The organism is Micromonospora sp. NBC_00617 (assembly GCF_045161355.1).
In the GTDB taxonomy this organism is placed as follows: Bacteria; Actinomycetota; Actinomycetes; order Mycobacteriales; family Micromonosporaceae; genus Micromonospora.
This window is the reverse complement of sequence record NZ_CP107751.1, coordinates 2708981-2725691: the sequence shown is the minus strand read 5'-3', so window position 1 is coordinate 2725691 and position 16711 is coordinate 2708981. Positions and strand designations below refer to the sequence as shown.

19 protein-coding genes are annotated in these 16711 nt (G+C 73.0%); 10 read left to right on the top strand and 9 right to left on the bottom strand.

Annotation, left to right across the window (positions count from 1 at the left end; translation table 11 throughout):
* Positions 1-199 precede the first annotated feature (199 nt).
* Entirely contained in the window at positions 200-766 is a 567-nt protein-coding gene (locus OG505_RS12565) for a hypothetical protein (protein WP_405433354.1), read from the bottom strand.
* On the opposite strand from OG505_RS12565, the gene OG505_RS12560 reads away from it, so the two are divergent.
* Positions 738-1031: a winged helix-turn-helix transcriptional regulator gene (locus tag OG505_RS12560; protein ID WP_405433353.1), complete on the top strand. Its 294-nt coding sequence runs from the start codon at positions 738-740 to the stop codon at positions 1029-1031. The genes OG505_RS12565 and OG505_RS12560 overlap by 29 nt on opposite strands.
* Here OG505_RS12560 and OG505_RS12555 read toward each other — a convergent pair.
* Positions 919-1869 carry a DMT family transporter gene (locus OG505_RS12555; RefSeq protein WP_405433352.1) on the bottom strand — a complete coding sequence of 317 codons (951 nt, stop codon included), beginning with the start codon at positions 1867-1869 and terminating at the stop codon, positions 919-921. The genes OG505_RS12560 and OG505_RS12555 overlap by 113 nt on opposite strands.
* On the opposite strand from OG505_RS12555, the gene OG505_RS12550 reads away from it, so the two are divergent.
* A complete protein-coding gene (locus OG505_RS12550; protein ID WP_405433350.1) occupies positions 1868-3256 on the top strand; it encodes a PLP-dependent aminotransferase family protein in 1389 nt (462 codons plus the stop codon). The two genes, OG505_RS12555 and OG505_RS12550, sit on opposite strands and share 2 nt — an antisense overlap.
* A 66-nt stretch (positions 3257-3322) precedes the next feature.
* Here the strand turns inward: OG505_RS12550 and OG505_RS12545 are convergent, their stop codons facing one another.
* On the bottom strand, positions 3323-3502 hold the full coding sequence (locus OG505_RS12545) for a helix-turn-helix domain-containing protein (RefSeq protein ID WP_405433348.1): 180 nt from the start codon (positions 3500-3502) through the stop codon (positions 3323-3325).
* Positions 3503-3535: 33 nt separating this feature from the next.
* Here OG505_RS12545 and OG505_RS12540 point away from each other — a divergent pair, with 33 nt between their 5' ends.
* From OG505_RS12540 to OG505_RS12525, 4 genes are all read left to right on the top strand, one after another.
* Positions 3536-3703, top strand: a complete 168-nt coding sequence (locus tag OG505_RS12540; RefSeq protein ID WP_405433346.1) for a hypothetical protein — start codon at positions 3536-3538, stop codon at positions 3701-3703.
* A gap of 11 nt (positions 3704-3714) precedes the next feature.
* On the top strand, positions 3715-4185 hold the full coding sequence (locus OG505_RS12535) for a hypothetical protein (protein WP_405433344.1): 471 nt from the start codon (positions 3715-3717) through the stop codon (positions 4183-4185).
* A gap of 488 nt (positions 4186-4673) precedes the next feature.
* Positions 4674-5336 carry a hypothetical protein gene (locus OG505_RS12530; RefSeq protein ID WP_405433342.1) on the top strand — a complete coding sequence of 221 codons (663 nt, stop codon included), beginning with the start codon at positions 4674-4676 and terminating at the stop codon, positions 5334-5336.
* Between the two features lie 216 nt (positions 5337-5552).
* A complete protein-coding gene (locus tag OG505_RS12525; protein ID WP_405433341.1) occupies positions 5553-7061 on the top strand; it encodes a phosphoesterase in 1509 nt (502 codons plus the stop codon).
* Positions 7062-7291: 230 nt separating this feature from the next.
* On the opposite strand, the gene OG505_RS12520 is transcribed toward OG505_RS12525, so the two are convergent.
* Positions 7292-7879 (bottom strand): MarR family winged helix-turn-helix transcriptional regulator, encoded by a 588-nt coding sequence (locus OG505_RS12520; protein ID WP_405433340.1) that lies wholly within the window; start codon positions 7877-7879, stop codon positions 7292-7294.
* Between the two features lie 116 nt (positions 7880-7995).
* Here OG505_RS12520 and OG505_RS12515 point away from each other — a divergent pair, with 116 nt between their 5' ends.
* The 3 genes from OG505_RS12515 (at position 7996) to OG505_RS12505 (ending at position 11615) form a co-directional block, all read left to right on the top strand.
* Positions 7996-9582 (top strand): LLM class flavin-dependent oxidoreductase, encoded by a 1587-nt coding sequence (locus OG505_RS12515; protein ID WP_405433338.1) that lies wholly within the window; start codon positions 7996-7998, stop codon positions 9580-9582.
* A gap of 183 nt (positions 9583-9765) precedes the next feature.
* Complete coding sequence (locus OG505_RS12510; RefSeq protein WP_405433337.1) at positions 9766-10362, top strand: ArsR/SmtB family transcription factor; 597 nt, start codon at positions 9766-9768, stop codon at positions 10360-10362.
* Positions 10359-11615, top strand: coding sequence for an MFS transporter (locus OG505_RS12505; RefSeq protein WP_405433335.1), 1257 nt, complete (start codon positions 10359-10361; stop codon positions 11613-11615). The genes OG505_RS12510 and OG505_RS12505 overlap by 4 nt, the downstream gene beginning before the upstream one ends.
* A 41-nt stretch (positions 11616-11656) precedes the next feature.
* On the opposite strand, the gene OG505_RS12500 is transcribed toward OG505_RS12505, so the two are convergent.
* From OG505_RS12500 to OG505_RS12490, 3 genes are all read right to left on the bottom strand, one after another.
* Positions 11657-12352: an alpha/beta fold hydrolase gene (locus OG505_RS12500; RefSeq protein WP_405433333.1), complete on the bottom strand. Its 696-nt coding sequence runs from the start codon at positions 12350-12352 to the stop codon at positions 11657-11659.
* A gap of 39 nt (positions 12353-12391) precedes the next feature.
* A complete protein-coding gene (locus tag OG505_RS12495; protein ID WP_405433332.1) occupies positions 12392-12772 on the bottom strand; it encodes a VOC family protein in 381 nt (126 codons plus the stop codon).
* Between the two features lie 529 nt (positions 12773-13301).
* On the bottom strand, positions 13302-13712 hold the full coding sequence (locus tag OG505_RS12490) for an MmcQ/YjbR family DNA-binding protein (protein WP_405433331.1): 411 nt from the start codon (positions 13710-13712) through the stop codon (positions 13302-13304).
* A gap of 147 nt (positions 13713-13859) precedes the next feature.
* Between OG505_RS12490 and OG505_RS12485 the strand changes: the two genes are divergently transcribed.
* Entirely contained in the window at positions 13860-15662 is a 1803-nt protein-coding gene (locus OG505_RS12485) for an acyl-CoA dehydrogenase (protein WP_405433329.1), read from the top strand.
* 12 nt (positions 15663-15674) lie between these two features.
* Here OG505_RS12485 and OG505_RS12480 read toward each other — a convergent pair whose 3' ends face one another.
* Both OG505_RS12480 and OG505_RS12475 read right to left on the bottom strand, forming a co-directional pair.
* A complete protein-coding gene (locus tag OG505_RS12480) occupies positions 15675-15851 on the bottom strand; it encodes a hypothetical protein (protein WP_234583914.1) in 177 nt (58 codons plus the stop codon).
* A 114-nt stretch (positions 15852-15965) separates the two neighbouring features.
* Positions 15966-16679 (bottom strand): spermidine synthase, encoded by a 714-nt coding sequence (locus tag OG505_RS12475; RefSeq protein WP_405433328.1) that lies wholly within the window; start codon positions 16677-16679, stop codon positions 15966-15968.
* Positions 16680-16711: the final 32 nt, after the last annotated feature.

Here is a 16711-nt window from a genome sequence, read left to right as displayed (position 1 = left end):
CGTTGGCGCGCGCAGGGTCCGGCGCGCGGGCCCACCTCCGGTCGTCGTGGCGGCGGCGCGGAGGCATGCCACCACCCTAGCCAAGACCAAGGATGGCAGGGCGTTCCCGAGGGGGCCTCGACTGGTCCCGTTTCGCCGGCCGTGCGGGCGGGCGACGGGGTGTACACCCGCCACCCGCCCGATCGACGGACCGGGACCCTCAGGCCCGCGCGGCCCGGATGGCGTCGCGCAGCGGGGTGCTCGGCCGCCCGATCAGCCGGCTGAGGTCGTCGCTGTCGGTGGCCAGCTCGCCGATGGCGATCGAGTGGTCGAGGGCGGTGACGAAGCCGGCGGTGCCGGCGTCCAGCCCGACGTTCTCCAGCGCCGAGGCCAGTTCCGCGGCCGACAGGTCGCGGTGGACGACCGTGGTGCCGGTCACCTCGGTGACGGCGTCGGCCAGCTCGTCGAAGGTGAACGCGGCGCCGCCCAACTCGTAGACGGCGTCGCCCTCCTCGTCCCCGGTCAGCGCCGCCGCGGCGGCGGCCGCGTAGTCGGTCCGGGGCGCGGCGGAGATCGTGCTGCCGCCGGTGGCGCCGGGGATGGTGCCGCTCTGCAGGTACTGCGGCAGCTGATCGGTGTAGTTCTCGGTGTACCAGCCGTTGCGCAGCACCGTGTACGGCAGGCCCGACGCGGCCAGGACCTCCTCGGTGGCCTTGTGCTCCGGTGCGAGCGGGTTCGTGGTCGTGTCGGCCTTCAGGATGCTGCAGACTCTCGAATGCGACGGCATGCTCACCCGCGAGGTGCTCACCGCGATCCCGCAGCGGGTCGAATACTCGCTGACCCCGCTCGGCGCCGGGTCGCCGATCAGTTGCGCGGCCTCGCGGACCTGCTGGAGGCGTCGGTGCCCGAGGTGCGGACCGCCCGCGAGCGCGAGCACGGCTAGGGCCTGCCCAGCCGCGCCCGTCGCGCGGCGAGCGCCGGTCGCCTGGTGCGCTGGATCAACACGACGCACACCAGCACCACCACCGCCGCCGCGACCGAGGCGGGTGTGACGCTCTCGCCGAGCAGTAGTGCCGACCACCCCAGGGTGAGCACCGGCTGTGCGAGCTGGACCTGGCCGACCTGCGCGATGCCGCCCCGGGCCAGGCCCGCGTACCAGGCGAAGAAGCCCAGGAGCATCGAGACGACGGTGAGGTAGCCGAACGCCGACCAGCCGAGGGCGTCGGCGTGCGGCCGGTCGGCGACGGCGGCGACGAGGGTGACCGGCACGGTGACGGGCAGCGCGAGCAGCAACGCCCAGCAGATCGTCCGTGCGCCGCCCAGCTCGCGGGCGAGCGCGCCGCCCTCGGCGTAGCCCAGGCCGCAGAGCACGACCGCGGTGAGCAGGAACAGGTCGGGCAGGGTGAGCGTGCCGGGTACCGCGCCACCGACGCCGAGGAAGGCGAGCACCGCCAGCAGGCCGCCGGTGCTGGCGACCCAGAACAGCGGCGGCGGGCGTTCACCGGCGCGCAGCACCGCGAACACGGCCGTCATCGCGGGCAGTACGGCGATGACGACCGCGCCGTGCGCGGAGGTCTGGGTGCGAAGCGCCAGCGAGGTGAACAACGGAAAGCCCACGACGACGCCGAGGGCGACGATCGCCAGCCGCCGCCACTGACCGCCCGAGGGCCGGGGTGCGCGGGTGAGGCGCAGGTACGCCCAGGCCAGCAGCCCCGCGCCGACCGCTCGGCCGAATGCGACGAACCAGGGGTCGAGGTGCTGCTGAACGGCGACGCGGGTCGCGGGCAGCGAGAGGCTGAACCCGAGCACGCCCAGCGCGCCGAGGGTGAGGCCGCCGGCTCGACCCGCTGTTACCGCGCTGGCGGGAGTAGCGCTATTCTTATCCTTCATGGAAGAAGGTAACGCAGCCCACCGCGTTATCCAAGATCTGCGCGGGCTCGCGGCTGCCGCCGGCCCCGGTGCCCGCCTGCCCTCCGTACGTGAGCTGACCGCCCGACACCAGGCCTCTCCGGTCACCGTCGCCGAGGCGATCCGGCGGTTGGTGGCCGAGGGGCTGATCGACGCGCGGCCTGGCAGGGGCACCTTCGTGGCCGCGCCGCCGGACGAGCGACGCGTGCCCGACCTGTCCTGGCAGACAGTCGCGCTCGGCCCTCGCCCGTCCGGTGAGGACGAGATGCAGGCGCTGCTGGTGCTACCGCGCGCCGGGGCGATTCCGTTGTCCGGCGGCTATCTGGACCCGGAGCTGCAACCCGCCGCCGCGTTGGGCGCCGCTCTCACCCGCGCCGCCCGCCAGCCCGCGACCTGGCAGCGCGGGCCGGTCGAGGGGCGCGAGGACCTGCGCGCCTGGTTCGCCCGCGAGGCCGGGTCCGGGCTGCGGGCCGAGGACATGGTGATCTGCCCCGGTGGGCAGGCCGCGCTGTCCTCGGCGTTGCGGGCGCTCGCCGCCCCCGGCGACGCCCTGCTCGTCGAGTCCCCGACCTACCTGGGCGCGCTGGCCGTGGCCCGGGCCGCCGGACTCCGAGTGGTGCCCGTGCCGGCGGACGCCGACGGGGTCCGTCCCGACCACCTCGCCGCCGCGTTCGCCCGCACCGGCGCGCGGCTCTTCTACTGCCAGCCGCTGCACGCCAACCCGCACGGCGCGACACTGGCGGGTCACCGCCGGCCGCAGGTCGCCGACGCGGTACGCGACGCCGGGGCGTTCCTGATCGAGGACGATTACGCCCGCGACCTCACCATCGACGGTCCGGCCCAGCCGCCGCTGGCCGCCGACGACCCGGACGGGCACGTCATCTATCTGCGCTCGTTGACCAAGTCGACAGCGCCCGGGCTGCGCGTCGCGGCGATCGGGGCACGCGGACCAGCCGGCGCCCGACTGCGCGCGGCCCGGCTGCTCGACGACTTCTACGTCGCCGGCCCCCTGCAACAGGCGGCGCTGGAGTTCCTCACCTCCCCGGCGTGGCCGCGGCACCGACGGGCTCTGGCCACGGCGCTGCGGACCCGGCGTGCGGCGTTGGTGGCCGCGCTGCGACGGCACCTTCCCGACCTCTGCCCGCAGCCGATCCCGCGCGGTGGCCTGCACCTGTGGGTCCGCCTGCCCGGCGGCACCGACGACGTGGCGCTGGCCGCCGCAGCTGCCGCCGAGGGCGTCATCGTCTTTCCAGGTCGCCCCTGGTACGCCGCCGAACCCTCGGCGCCGCACCTGCGCCTCACCTACGCCGCCGCGGCGCCCGAGCTGATGGACGAGGCGGTCCGCCGCCTCGCCCGTGCTCTGCGCTGAACGAGGCGCCGGCCTAGTCGGTGTCCTGCGGGGCAGCATCACGGGGCGCGCACCGGGGAGCGTGGCTCAGGCGCGGAGCGTCTCGCGGGGCGGCACGCCGTAGCTGGCGTGGTACCGGGCGGTGAACCGGCTGTGATTGGCGAACCCCCAGCGACTCGCGATGGTTGAGACGGTCTCCTGCCGGGGGTCGGCCCGGACCAGGTCGTGGTGGGCCCGGTCGAGGCGGGTCCTGCGCAGGTACGCCATCGGGGTGGTGCCGAGACGGCGGCGGCGCTGGCGATGTCGGCGGCGCTGCTGGCGTCGCGGCGGTCCTCGGTGGTCTCGTCGGTGAACGCCGTGTTGGGGAAGATCGCGAGCGCCGCCGCGGCGAGCATCCGCGCGGCGTTGCCGATCACCAACGGCTGGGCGCTGGCGCTCGGGATGCTCGCCACGACGTCCCTGACGTAACTGGTGGTTCGGTGCCACTGCCGGGCGAGCGGCGCGTTGATTCCGCCGAGGTTGGTGAAGCGGATCTGGCCGGGCCTTCGAGCCGTGGCGGCGGTCGCCACCTGCGTCAACACACCGAGGTCCAGGACGCAGAGTTCCACCTCGCCGGGTTCCCACCGCAGGTGGACCGGCTGACCGGGACGGGTGACGAGAAAGGCGTCGCCGGGGCCGAACCGGTGGGCCGAACCCTCGTCGGCGCGGCTGACCATCGCGGTACGGGTGCGGCAGACGACCAGCCCGTCCATGTCGCCCACCTGGATGTCGAGATGAGCGGTCTGCCGGGTCGTGGCGAGGGCGAACGGCCCGGTGTCGACGCGCTGGTGGACGAGGTGGTATCCGGCCTCGCCGGGGCGGATCCGCAGGTCCGGGGTGTACGTGCTGGCCAGGAATCGGTGGATGGCCACCGGGTCGCGGCTGTCGAACTTTCGGGTCTGCACTGGTGACGTCATCCGCTGTCTCCGTCCGGGAGGAAACCGCCGGGTGGGGACCAGGGCCGGCGGTGTGGTCAGGACGTGTCTGGTCGCACCGGCCGATGATCGGCGCGTTGCTGACCGTGGTTCGGCGGTGGCGGCGGTCTCCTCGGGGTCGCCGACGATCGGGCGACCAGAGGAGGATCCCAGTGGACATCGGGTGTCGAAGGGAGGGACGGGTGGCGACCGGTCGAGCGTTGTCGAGGTGGACCGAGCGTTAAGGATTCCCAACAATTCGGATATCCATTGATGGGAATCCCGCCATACGGCAATCGACAATGTACTGCTGGTGATCCGACGTTTTGGCGGGTCGGCTTCGTTTTTCGGCTATCGCGTGCGGCGATCCTGCGCCTGCTGTCCTAGTCGCTCCGGCGGCGGCAGCGAGATCTTGTTCACGATCTCCGGACGTCGCGGCGTCCGGACCACTGCCGGAGATCCGGCCAGCAGGCGGAGGTGAGGCGTTGGACAGTACCGATCCGGACCGCGTCGTTCGGCTGGCGGTGGCCGAGGCCCTGGCGCGGGTGGCCGACGAGGACAGCCTGGGCCTGGGCGAGGGTGACGCGCTGGCGAGCCTCGGCGTCGCGCTGCGGACGGTCCTGCGCCGTGCGCTCGACGACCGCGTGCCGCTGACCACGCCCGAGTTCGTCGACAGGTGCCGCGACCTGCGGCTCAATCGGGACTCCTTCGACCTGTTGGGGCACTACCTGCTCACGGCGCTGCTGGCCCATCAGGTGGGGCCGGACGCCCTGGTCCGCGTCGGGGCGCTCCTGGGCACCGTCCGGCGCTACCTGCCCGCCCCCCGCCCACCCGCGTACCGCAACGGGGGCCCCGAGCCCCGGCGACGTGACGTGCGTGCGGACAACAGCGTCGTGGGCCGGTACCGGCGGACCAAGCTGCCCGAACACCTGCCCAGTCCGCCGAGCTGGACCTGCACCGGATGTGGCCGCGAATGGCCCTGCGCCACGAAGCAGAGTCAGCTGCTCGCCGAGTTCGGCGGGGCGCGTGCCGCGCTCGCCGTCTATCTCGGGTCGTGCCTGGTGGCCGCCGCCCAGGATCTGCCGACGCTGCCCCTGCCCCGAGCACGACTCCGCTTCCTGGGCTGGCTGCCACGCGCCCGGATCTGACGACGAGGCGCCCCGCTGGGCACCAGGCTGACCCCGACCGTCCGGCGGCACGCCCCGCTGTCGGCGCGTGACCCACCGCCGCGCCTCGCCGCGCCCTTCAGCGGGCTCTGCCAGGGTGTTCATCGTGCACCTGCCCGTCGTACGGCGGGCGTTCACCAACCTCTTCGAGGCTTCTTGATCGAAAGAGCATTCGCTTGATCGAGGAGAGGCTCTCACGTGAGAGACAAGCAAGCCGAAGAGGTCGAGCGCGCGCAGTTGTCGCGGCGCAAGCTGGTCAAGTACGCCGGTGTCGGCGCGACGCTGGCCGCCGCCAGCCCGCTGGTGGGCGCGGGCGCGGCGTGGGCCGACGAGGAGCGTCGACCAGGCGACGACGCGAGCGACCGGGGCAACGCCAAGAACCGGTCCTGGCGCGCTGGTGATCACCACGTGCACTCCGAGTACAGCGGCGAGTTCGACACCACGAAGAGCCCGATCGTCTTCCACAAGGGCGCGGACGCGGTCTACCCGATCGTCACCAACGCGATCATGGCCAAGAACTTTGGTCTGACCTGGGCGATGTGCACCGACCACGGTGGACCGACGCACTCGAAGGTGAACATCGAGCAGGCCTACCCGGACCTGTTGCGCTCGCGCAAGCTGGTCCCCGAGGTGCTCCAGTTCTGGGGCATGGAGTTCGACACGCCCTCGCTGGACCACCACACGCTGATGATCCCGCGCCACGACGACGAGGCGAAGCAGCTCTTCGAGCTGGAGAGCCGGTTCGCCAAGTACGACGCGTTCCCCACCGACCCGGCCCGCGACACCGAGGCCAAGATGGTGGAGTTCCTCAAGGTCGCCCGGGGCATGCCGCACAAGCCGCTGGTGATCGCCCACCACGCCTCCCGTTCGGCGCCCGGCCTCGGCGTCTACGGTCAGGACACCCCGCGGGAGTTCCGCAACGGCAACAACGCCGCGCCGGACGTCTACATCGGCTTCGAGGGCGCGCCCGGCCACCAGGCCGGCCCGCTCAACGGCGGCAAGCGCGGCGGGTACGGCAACCACCCCACCTACGGTGGCTTCGACCAGATGACCGCGCGGGTCGGCGGGCTCTGGGACTCGTTGCTCGGTGAGGGCCGGCGCTGGTGGATCACCGCTACGTCGGACTCGCACGTGCACTGGACGCGCGGCGGCTCGGACTTCTGGCCGGGCGAGTACAGCAAGACCTACGTGTACGCCCGCCAGGACTACGGCGACATCATGGACGGCCTGCGTAACGGCCGGATCTGGGTGACCACCGGCGACCTGATCCGCAGTCTCGACGTGACCGCCAAATCCCAGCGGCAGACGGCCGAGGTCGGCGAGACCATCACGGTCAGTCGCCGCAGCCGCACCGACGTCGAGATCGAGATCAAGTTCCGTCCGCTGGACGGTGTGAACGGCAACGGGGACCGTCCCGAGGTCCGTCGGGTGGACCTGATCGTCGGCCAGATCACCGGGCCGAGCGCCAACCCGGACGCCGACACCAATCCCACCACCAAGGTGGTGGCCCGGTTCGGCCCGCGCGACTGGCGTCGCCAGGGTGCGGACTACGTCATCCGGCACACCCTGCGCAACGTCGAGGCCGACACCTACGCGCGGGTGCGCGGCACCAGCACCGACGAGGCCGAGCCGCTCGCCGACGGGCTGGAGAGCCCGTGGGACGACCTGTGGTTCTACTCGAACCCGGTGTTCGTGCACGTGCGCTGACCCGTCGCCGCGGCGACGCCGCCGCCACACGGTGGGCCCGCCGGCACTCCTTGACACACGATGGTCGGGGAGGACCGGCGGGCCCGCGCCGCTGCGGCCGGCGCGAGATCACTGCCGGGCTTCGCACGCAGGAGCGGCCCGGCCCGAGACCGCCCCGGGAGCGCTGCGGGGACGAGAAAGCCCGCCCGGCCGGCGCACGCACGAGCCCCGCTCGCCGCTCGGCCGCCCGATCAGCCGTCGCCGCGCCCGCGCGCGCGGGCGGCGCGCGGCCGACCGCGCTCGGACGGTGCGCCCGGCCGGCTCGGCGGGGCGGGCTCGGGCCGCACCTCGGCCACCGCCTGGCAGAGATCGCGTAGTGGGTCGATCGCCTGGGTCGAGCAGGCGACCCGCTGCAGCAGTGCGCGCAGGGTCGCCGACTCGGTCGGCGTGAGCGCCCCCAGCAGGTGCGCCTCGACCTGCCGCAGCGCCTCGCGCCGCTGCTCCCACGCCGCCCGCCCGGCGTCGGTGACGTCCACCAGCCGGCTGCGCCGGTCGGCCGGGTCCGCCCGTCGGGCGACGAACCCGGGGCGTTCGAGGTCGTCGATCAGGTACGTGAGCACCGTCCGGTCGATGCCCAGCTCCTCGGCGATCGCGCCCTGGTTGCGGGTCGGCCCGGTGGCCGCCGCGGTGAGCACCTGATAACCGCGCGGGCCGCCGGGAAAATCGGTCAGGGTGTGCTCGGCCGCCCGGATGTAGCCCCGGAACACGATTCCCAGCATCCAGCCCAGATCGTCGTCGAGGGGATCGGGCCGGTCCGGCCGGTCGCTGGCACCCGTCATGCCCCCGACAATAGCGCAGGACCACCAACCTTGTTGGCAGCAGATGTTCTGTCTGGCATAAGGTCGCGGCCACGACGCATCGTCCGACGCGTCGCGGACGACGGGAGGCTCGCACGATGAGCGACTACGGCCACGACCTGGTCTTCGGCTCGTTCACCACGCCCGGCAACGAGGATCCGGACCGCACGGTCGGGCTCGCGGTCCTGGCCGAGCAGGTCGGGCTGGATCTGGTCACCTTCCAGGACCATCCGTACCAGCCGCGATTTCTGGACACCTGGACGCTGCTGAGCTTCGTCGCGGCGCGGACGGACCGGGTGCACCTGTCGGCGAACGTCACCAACCTGCCGCTGCGCCCGCCCGCCGTGCTCGCCCGCAGCGTCGCGAGCCTCGACCTGCTCAGCGGCGGTCGGGTCGCGCTGGGGCTCGGCGCGGGGGCGTTCTGGGACGCCATCGAGGCGATGGGCGGCCGGCGGCTGACCCCCGGGCAGGGCGTGCGGGCGCTGGAGGAGGGCATCGACGTCATCCGGCAGATGTGGGACGCTCAGGCGCGCGGTGGCGTGCGGGTCGACGGCGAGTTCCACCGGGTGGTCGGCGCCAAGCGCGGCCCGGCCCCCGCCCACCCGGTGCCGATCTGGCTCGGGGCGTACAAGCCGCGCATGCTCGCGCTCACCGGTCGCCGGGCCGACGGCTGGCTGCCGTCACTGGATTACCTCCAGCCCGGTGACCTGGCCAGGGGCAACAAGATCATCGACGATGCCGCGCAGGAGGCGGGCCGCTCGCCCCGCGACGTCCGCCGGCTGCTGAACATCTCCGGCACCTTCTCGTCGGCCGGGGGCGGCCCGCTGCACGGGCCCGCCGAGCAGTGGGTGCGGGAGTTGGTCGAGGTGGCGCTGAACGACGGCGTCGGCACGTTCATCCTCGCCAGCGACGACCCCGACGACCTGCGCCGGTTCGCTGGCGAGGTGGCCCCCGCCGTGCGCGAACTGGTCGCGGCCGAACGCGACAGTGGCGCCACGTCGACGCGTACTCCCGCCGAACCGGTGGTGGCCGCGGCGCCGGCGGCGCTCGTCGCGCCCTCCGCGCGGCCGACCCGCGCGAGGGTGACCGCCGGGGCCTTCGCGGTGGTGCCGACCCCGGACGACGGCCGGCGGCTCAGCGACCGGCAGGTCTGGGACGAATCCGCCCGTCCCACCGGGCCCGCGCCCGACCCGACGCGCACCTACACCGCCCACGAGCAGGCCACCGGCCAGCACCTGGTGCAGGTGCACGACGGGCTGCGCGGCGAGCTGGCCCAGATCCACGACCTGATCGAGCAGGTCGCGGCGGGCGAGATCGACGCCGGTGCGGCGCGCTCGCAGATCAACACGATGACCATGCGGCAGAACCGGTGGACGCTGGGCGCGTACTGCGAGTCCTACTGCCGCATCGTCACCACCCACCACACCATCGAGGACCAGGCCCTCTTTCCGCGGCTGCGGCAGGCCGACCCGCGGCTGCGCCCCGTCGTCGACCGGCTGGAGCAGGAGCACCACGTCATCCACGAGGTGCTGGAGGGCGTCGACAAGGCGCTGGTCGCGTACGTCGGTGCGCCGGACGGGCTGGCCGAGCTGCGCGCCGCGGTGAACCTGCTGACCGACGCCCTGCTGTCGCACCTGAGCTACGAGGAGCGGGAGCTGGTCGAGCCGCTGGCCCGGCTGGGGTGAGCTGAGCGGCGGCACCGTCAGTCGGTGTCGCCGAAGCACTCTCGTCCCGGCTGGTCGCCGGCGGGGTAGTAGCAGGCGCGCAGGCTCGACGGGTCGGGCGCCGCGATCATCGCCGTGGCGGTCAGGCGACCCTCGGCGTCTCCAGGGGTTGCTCCGCTGGATCTGAGAGACTACTTTCGAAACATGTCTCTCAAGAATCCGTACGGGGATTTCGAGATCACCGAGCCGCAGGCGCTGCGGGCGCTGGCGCACCCCGTCCGGTTGGCCATCCTCGACCGGCTCCAGCGTCACGGCCCGGCCACGGCCACCGGACTGTCGCCGCACGTCGGCGCCACGCCCTCGGTGGTCAGCTGGCACCTGCGCCACCTCGCGACGTTCGGCCTGGTCACCGACGCCGACGGCAGTACCAGCAAGCGGGAGCGCTGGTGGCAGGCGGCCGCCCGAGGGTTCCGCTTCACGCTGCCCGACGACGCCGAGGGGCAGGCCGCAGCCCGGCAGCTGAGCGGCGAGATGTTCGCCCGCTATGCCGACGCGCCCCAGCGGTGGCTGCTACACGACGAGCCGCGGCTGAACACCGAGTGGCGCGGGCTGGCCGGGGTGGCCGACACCCGCTTCGTCGCCACACCGGACGAGCTGCGGCACCTGGAAGAGGCGATCGAGGAGCTGCTCGCCCCGTACGTGCGGCGCAAGGACGACGAGACGACGCCGGACGGCGCCCAGCTCGTCCGGATGCTGCGCTACCTGCTGCCCGAGACCAACGACGATTCGTCCACGTCATGACGGCCGTCGACGCCCCGCCCGCACCGGCACTGGCCCGCGACCGGCGGTTCCGCACCTTCTGGGTCGGCCAGGCGATCTCGGCGTTCGGCGACCGGATCAGCGAGCTGGCCCTGCCACTGATCGCCGTCTCCCTGCTCGCCGCGACGCCCGTGCAGGTCAGCGTCCTCACCGCGCTGATCTGGCTGCCCAACCTGCTGGGCCTGTTCCTCGGCGCGTGGGTGGACCAGCGCACCCACAAGCGTCGACTCCTGATCATCGCGGACCTGCTCCGCGCGGCCGTCCTGCTCAGCCTGCCCGCGGCCTACCTGTTCGGGGCGATCACCCTCACCCAGCTCTACCTGGTGGCGCTGCTCACCGGCGCCGGGGCGGTGCTGTTCGCCCTGGGACAGCAGGCGTTCTTCGTCGCCCTCGTGCCGCGATCGGCGTACGTGGACGCGAACAGCAAACTCAGCGTGAGCCGGTCCCTCTCGTTCATCGCCGGCCCGGCCGTCGGCGGTGGACTCGTCCAGGCGCTCAGCGCGCCGGTGGCGATCCTCGTTGACGCGGTGTCCTTCCTGGCCTCCGCGCTGCTGCTGCAGCGCATTCCGGTCGCCGAGTCGCCTCCGCCGCCACGGCGGACGTCCACACTCGGCCTGGTCCGCGAGGGCTTCGCGCTGGTGCTGCGCCACCCGGTGCTGCGCGCCGCGCTCGGCTGCACCAGCACCGTCAACTTCTTCACCTTCATCGCCACCGCGCTGCTGGTGCTCTACGCCAACCGTGAACTCGGCCTGTCGGCCGGCGCGATCGGCGTCGCATTCGGCATCGGCGCGCTCGGCGGACTCGCCGGCGCGGCCCTGGCACCCCGCGTCTCGCGGGCCATCGGGCTGGGCCGCACCGCGATGATCGGCGCGGTGGTCTTCCCCGCGCCGCTGGCGCTGACGGCGCTGGTCGCCGGCCCCACCTGGGCGAAGGTGGCCATGCTGGCGGCCATCGAGCTGGTGTCCAGCGTCGGCGTGATGCTGATGGACGTCAACCTCAACGCCCTGCTCACCGCCGTCACACCCGACGACGCGCGCGGTCGTCGGGCCGGCGCGTACAGCGCCGTCAACTACGGCATCCGGCCGCTCGGCGCGCTGGTCGGCGGCGCGTTGGGCACCACCATCGGGCTGCGGCCGACCCTGGTCGTCGCCGGAGTGGGCGGCATGCTCGCCGTCCTGTGGCTGCTCGCGTCCCCGGTACGCCACATCAGGACCCTCGACGACCCCGTGACCTGATCTGCCGGGCCGGCTCGCCCGACCGTCGTCGCCCGGGCCGGTCAGCCGATCTCCTCCACCAGCAACCGGGCCAGCTCGTCGGGCTGGGAGAACATCGGCCAGTGGCCCGTCGTCATCGTGACCAGCCGCCAGTGCTCGCTGGTCAGCAGCGCGGACACGGTGTCGTTGGGCTCCGGCCCGTCGAGCAGACACTTGACGTACGTCGTCGGCAGCTCGCCCAACGGACGGGCCAGCACGGCCGGCTCGGCCAGCGTGGCCCCCGGGTGCGGGGTGTAGCCCTTGACCAGCCGTGCGACCTGCTCGTCGGTGAGCCCCTGGCCGTCGAACCCGGCCGCGTCGAGCGGCGCCCAGTCGCCATCGTTGTCGGCGAGCTCCGACTCGAACGCCGCCTGGCCCTGCCACCAGCCGGACGCGAACGACCCGCCGTCGACCGGCACCTCCGCGTCGACGTAGACCACCCGGGTCAACCGGTCGCCGATCCGCCCGGCGGCCTGACCCACCGGAATGCCCGCGTAGCTGTGCCCGACCAGCACCACGTCGCGCAGCTCGCGCCGCTCGATCTCGCCGACGATGTCCTGCACATGGGTCTGCTGCCCGGCGGGCACGCCCCGCCTCTCGGCGAGACCGGAGAGGGTCAGCGGCCACGCCCGGTGGCCGGCCGCCCGTAGGCCCGGCAGCACCTCGTCCCACGCCCACGACCCCAGCCACGCGCCCGCCACCAACACCACATCAGCCATGGCCGGAACCCTAGCGCCGCCCTCTGACAGCCCGGCGGGTTACGACCAGGTCCGGGACTGGGCCTCGAACACCTCGGGTGGGCTCTCGACCGGCAGCACACAGAGCAGGTGCCCGCCGGGCGCCCGCAGAATCCGACACTCCAACCACTGCGTCACCTCGGTGGCGCCCAGACCGACAAGCCGAGCGGTCTCGGCCGCCACGTCGTCGGTCTCGATGTCGAGGTGGTAGCGCGGCGCGTCGTCGACGGCCTGAACGGCGGTGACCAGGCCCGGCAACGCCTCGTGCAGACCGACGAACTGCGGCTCGGCCGGATGGGTCCGGGTGTCGACGCCGAGCGCCGCCGACCAGAACTCCGCCGCCCGCGCGGCCTCCGCCTCGGGCGCGTCGATCAGCAACGCGTACACACGGCTTCGATGCATGCGAGGCAGGATATCGAGGACTTCTGCCCACCGCCGGTCGCGCCGAGGCGAGCGGCACTCTGGACCGGTAGCGGGTAGGGACTCTCGACCGGCAGCACCGCACCGCCACCATCTGCGTGGTATCCCGTGTCGGACCCCACGAAACGCCGGCACGGCGGCGGGTCGCCGTCCTGGTGCGCGTCCTGTCGAGCTGCCCCACGGATGGGGCAGGCAGGCAGGCAGGCAGGCAGGCCACGGGTCGCGGCCACGGCAGGTAGCCGGTGCGCAGGTTCGTCCAAGCCAGCAGCGGCCCGAGCGTCGGCTGTGGGCCGCTGCGATCGTCGTGGGTCGTGGGTCGTGGGTCGTGGGTCGCGGGCGGTGGTTCGTGGGTCGTGGGCGGTGGTTCGTGGGCGGTAGGTGGGTGGTGGCCCCGTGGGCGGTGGACCGTGGGCGGTGCCGCGACGGGCGTCAGAGCGCTGCCGGTCAAACGTCGGCACGGCAGGCGCCGGGGTGCTGCCGGCCAGTCACCGGGTGGCGGGCGCCGGTGCGCTCAGCCGGGCCGGTCGACCAGTGCGGCGAGCCGTTTGGGCGCCTGCACGCAGTAGCTCTCGGTGAGCAGCTCGCCCACCTCGTCCCAGTCGGTGTCCGCGTCCAGGACCATGCCCAGCACGTTCGGGCTCCAGTCCGGCTTGTAGAAGGGGTGCCCGACGCTCAGGAGACCGGCGATCTCGTCGAGCGGTGATCGGAAGACCAGCAGGCAGGCCGACCGGTCGAGCGCGGCGGCGCGTGCGTGCGCCGCCTGACGGTCGGGGTCGACGGTGAGCACGTGGGCGAAGGTGCGCCGGCGGATCCGCCAACGCGTGCCCACCCAGGCCGGCTCCTCGTAGGTCTCCGGCAACGCGCGGCAGATCGGGCGCAGCCGGTCGAGAACCTCGGGGTCGACGTCTCCAGGTGCGGTCACGGGCAGGGACTCTAGTCGGCGGCTACGACAATGACGCCCGCCGACGGGCGGCGGTGGTGTGCTCCCGGTGGATCGGTCAGGATGGGTCGGGGGCGACGCCGGGCCGCCGCCCCCGACCCGACACACCCGAGCCCGCCGAGGAGTTCCGTGCCGTCCACCCTGCTCTCCCGCCGAGACCTGGACTTCCTGCTGCACGACTGGTTGCGGGTGTCGCAGCTCGTCGAGCGCCCTCGCTACGCCGAGCACTCCCGGGAGACCTTCGACGACGCGCTGGACCTCGCCGAGCGGGTGGCCACCGAGCAGTTTGCCCCGCACAACCGGGCCGCCGACCTTGCCGAACCGACGTTCGACGGGCAGCGGGTGCGGCTGATCCCGCAGGTGCGCGCGGCGTTGGACAGCTTCGCCGAGACGGGTCTGCTGACCGCCGGGCTGGACGCCTCGGTCGGCGGTCTGCAACTGCCGCAGGCCGTCGCCGCCGCCTGCTTCGCCTGGTTCCAGGCGGCCAACGTGGCCACCTCGGCGTACCCGATGCTGACCCTCGGCAACGCGAAGCTGTTGTTGGCGCACGGCAGCGCCGAGCAGGTCGACACGTACGTCCGACCCATGCTGGAGGGTCGGTTCTTCGGCACCATGTGCCTGTCCGAGCCGCACGCGGGCAGCTCGCTGGCCGACATCACCACGCGCGCCGAACCGCAGCCGGACGGGACGTACCGGCTCTTCGGCACCAAGATGTGGATCTCCGGCGGTGATCACGAGCTGGCCGAGAACATCGTCCACCTGGTGCTGGCGCGGATTCCCGGCGGGCCGTCCGGGGTGAAGGGCATCTCGCTGTTCATCGTGCCCAAGGTGCTCGTCGAGCCGGACGGCTCGCTCGGCGACCGCAACGATGTGGTGCTCGTCGGGCTCAACCACAAGATGGGCTTTCGGGGGACCACCAACACCCTGCTCAGCTTCGGCGACGGCGGCCACACCCCGGCCGGTCGCCCCGGCGCCGTCGGTCACCTGGTCGGCATGCCGCACCAGGGGCTCGCCCAGATGTTCCACATGATGAACGGGGCCCGGATCGGTGTCGGCGCCGGGGCCATGGCGCTGGGCTACACCGGCTATCTCAAGAGCCTGGCGTACGCCCGCGAGCGGCCGCAGGGCCGGCCGGTCGACGCGAAGGACCCGGCGGCCCCGCAGGTGCCGATCATCGACCACCCGGACGTACGGCGGATGCTGCTGGCGCAGAAGAGCTACGTGGAGGGTGCCCTGGCCCTGGTGCTCTACTGCGCCCGGCTGCTCGACGAGGAGCAGACCGCCCCGGAGCAGACCGACCGCGAGCGATCGCACCTGCTGCTGGACGTGCTCACCCCGATCACCAAGAGCTGGCCGTCGCAGTGGTGCCTGGCCGCCAACGACCTGGCGATCCAGGTGCTCGGCGGCGCCGGCTACACGCGCGATCACGACATCGAGCAGCACTACCGGGACAACCGGCTCAACCCGATCCACGAGGGCACCCACGGCATCCAGGCGCTGGACCTGCTGGGGCGCAAGATGACCATGCGCGACGGCGCGGGTCTGCTCCTGCTGACCGAGAGGATGGGCGACACCGTCAGCCGGGGCCGCCGGGCCGGGGGTGAGGCGGCCGAGCTGGCCGACCGGCTGGCCGGCGCGGTGGATCGGATCGTCGCGGTCACCCGGCGGCTCTGGTCCGGCGGTGACCCGGTGCTGGCCCTGGCCAACGCCAGCGTCTACCTGGAGGCGGTCGGGCACGTGGTGATCGCCTGGATGTGGCTGGAGCAGGTGCTGGCGCTGCCGCCCCAGGAGGGCGGCGACGCCTTCCACGCCGGCAAGCGGCAGGCCGCCCGCCACTTCTTCACGGCCGAGCTGCCCCGGACGGGCCCGCAGTTCGACCTGCTGGACAGCCTCGACCGGACCACGCTCGACATGCGCGCCGAGTGGTTCTGAACGGCCCCGGCGTCACCGTCGGCGGGTCTGGTGGTGCATGGCCTGCCGTCCCTTGACCACACCCAGGATGATCACGATCACCAGCGCGATCAGGCCGATGATGATCAGCCAGCGGACCGCCTCAAGGAGCAGCCCGAGAAGAATCAGCACGCCGGCGACCACACCGACGACCCAGAGCAGGGCACGCATCGCGACCTCCCGTAACCCGGCCGCGGCGCGAGATGCGGCGACCCCGGGGCCCACCTTCCCGATTCCGCCCACCTGAAACGCCATCCGGGCTGACCGGTGAGCGGCGGGCGGGATTCAGCGGTGGGCGACGTAGACCGTGTTGGCGGACCGGCCGCCGGTCAGCGGGTTGGCGAACGGCACGACATGCGCCCGCACGGTCGCGAACACGTCCGTGAGCGCCGCGATGAACTCGTCGTCCGGCGGGTCGTCCGACCACAGCGCGAAGACGCCCTCCGGGCGCAGCAGCGCGGCGAGTCGGCGCAGCCCGTCCGGCGCGTAGAAGGGGGCGTGGCTCGGGTGCAGGACGTTGCGCGGCGAGTGGTCGACGTCGAGCAGAACGGCGTCGAACTGACGCCCGGGCGCCTCGGCGTCGAACCCGTCGTCGCCGGCCACGGCGGCGAAGAAGTCGGCTCGCGCGAACCGGGTCCGGGGGTCCTCGGCGAGCCCGGCCGCGAACGGCAGCAGTCCCCGCCGGTGCCAGTCGATGACGTCCTCGATGGCCTCCACCACGAGCAGTGCACGCACCCGTGGGTCGGCCAGCGCGGTGCACGCGGTGTAGCCCAGCCCGAGGCCGCCGACCACCACGTCGAGGGCGTCGCCGGTCAGTTCGGCCAGGCCCAGCCGGGCCAGCTCGATCTCGGCGACGGGGAAGAGGCTGGACATCAGGTACTCGTCGTCGAGCTTGACCTCGTACACCTCGACCTGTAGCGCCGGGTCGCGGCGTCGCCGCAGGCTGATCGCGCCGATCGGGGTCTCCCGCCAGGCCAGCTCCTCGAAACGCGCGCCCACGGGTGCCCTCTCGCCGCCGGATTCGTCCCCGG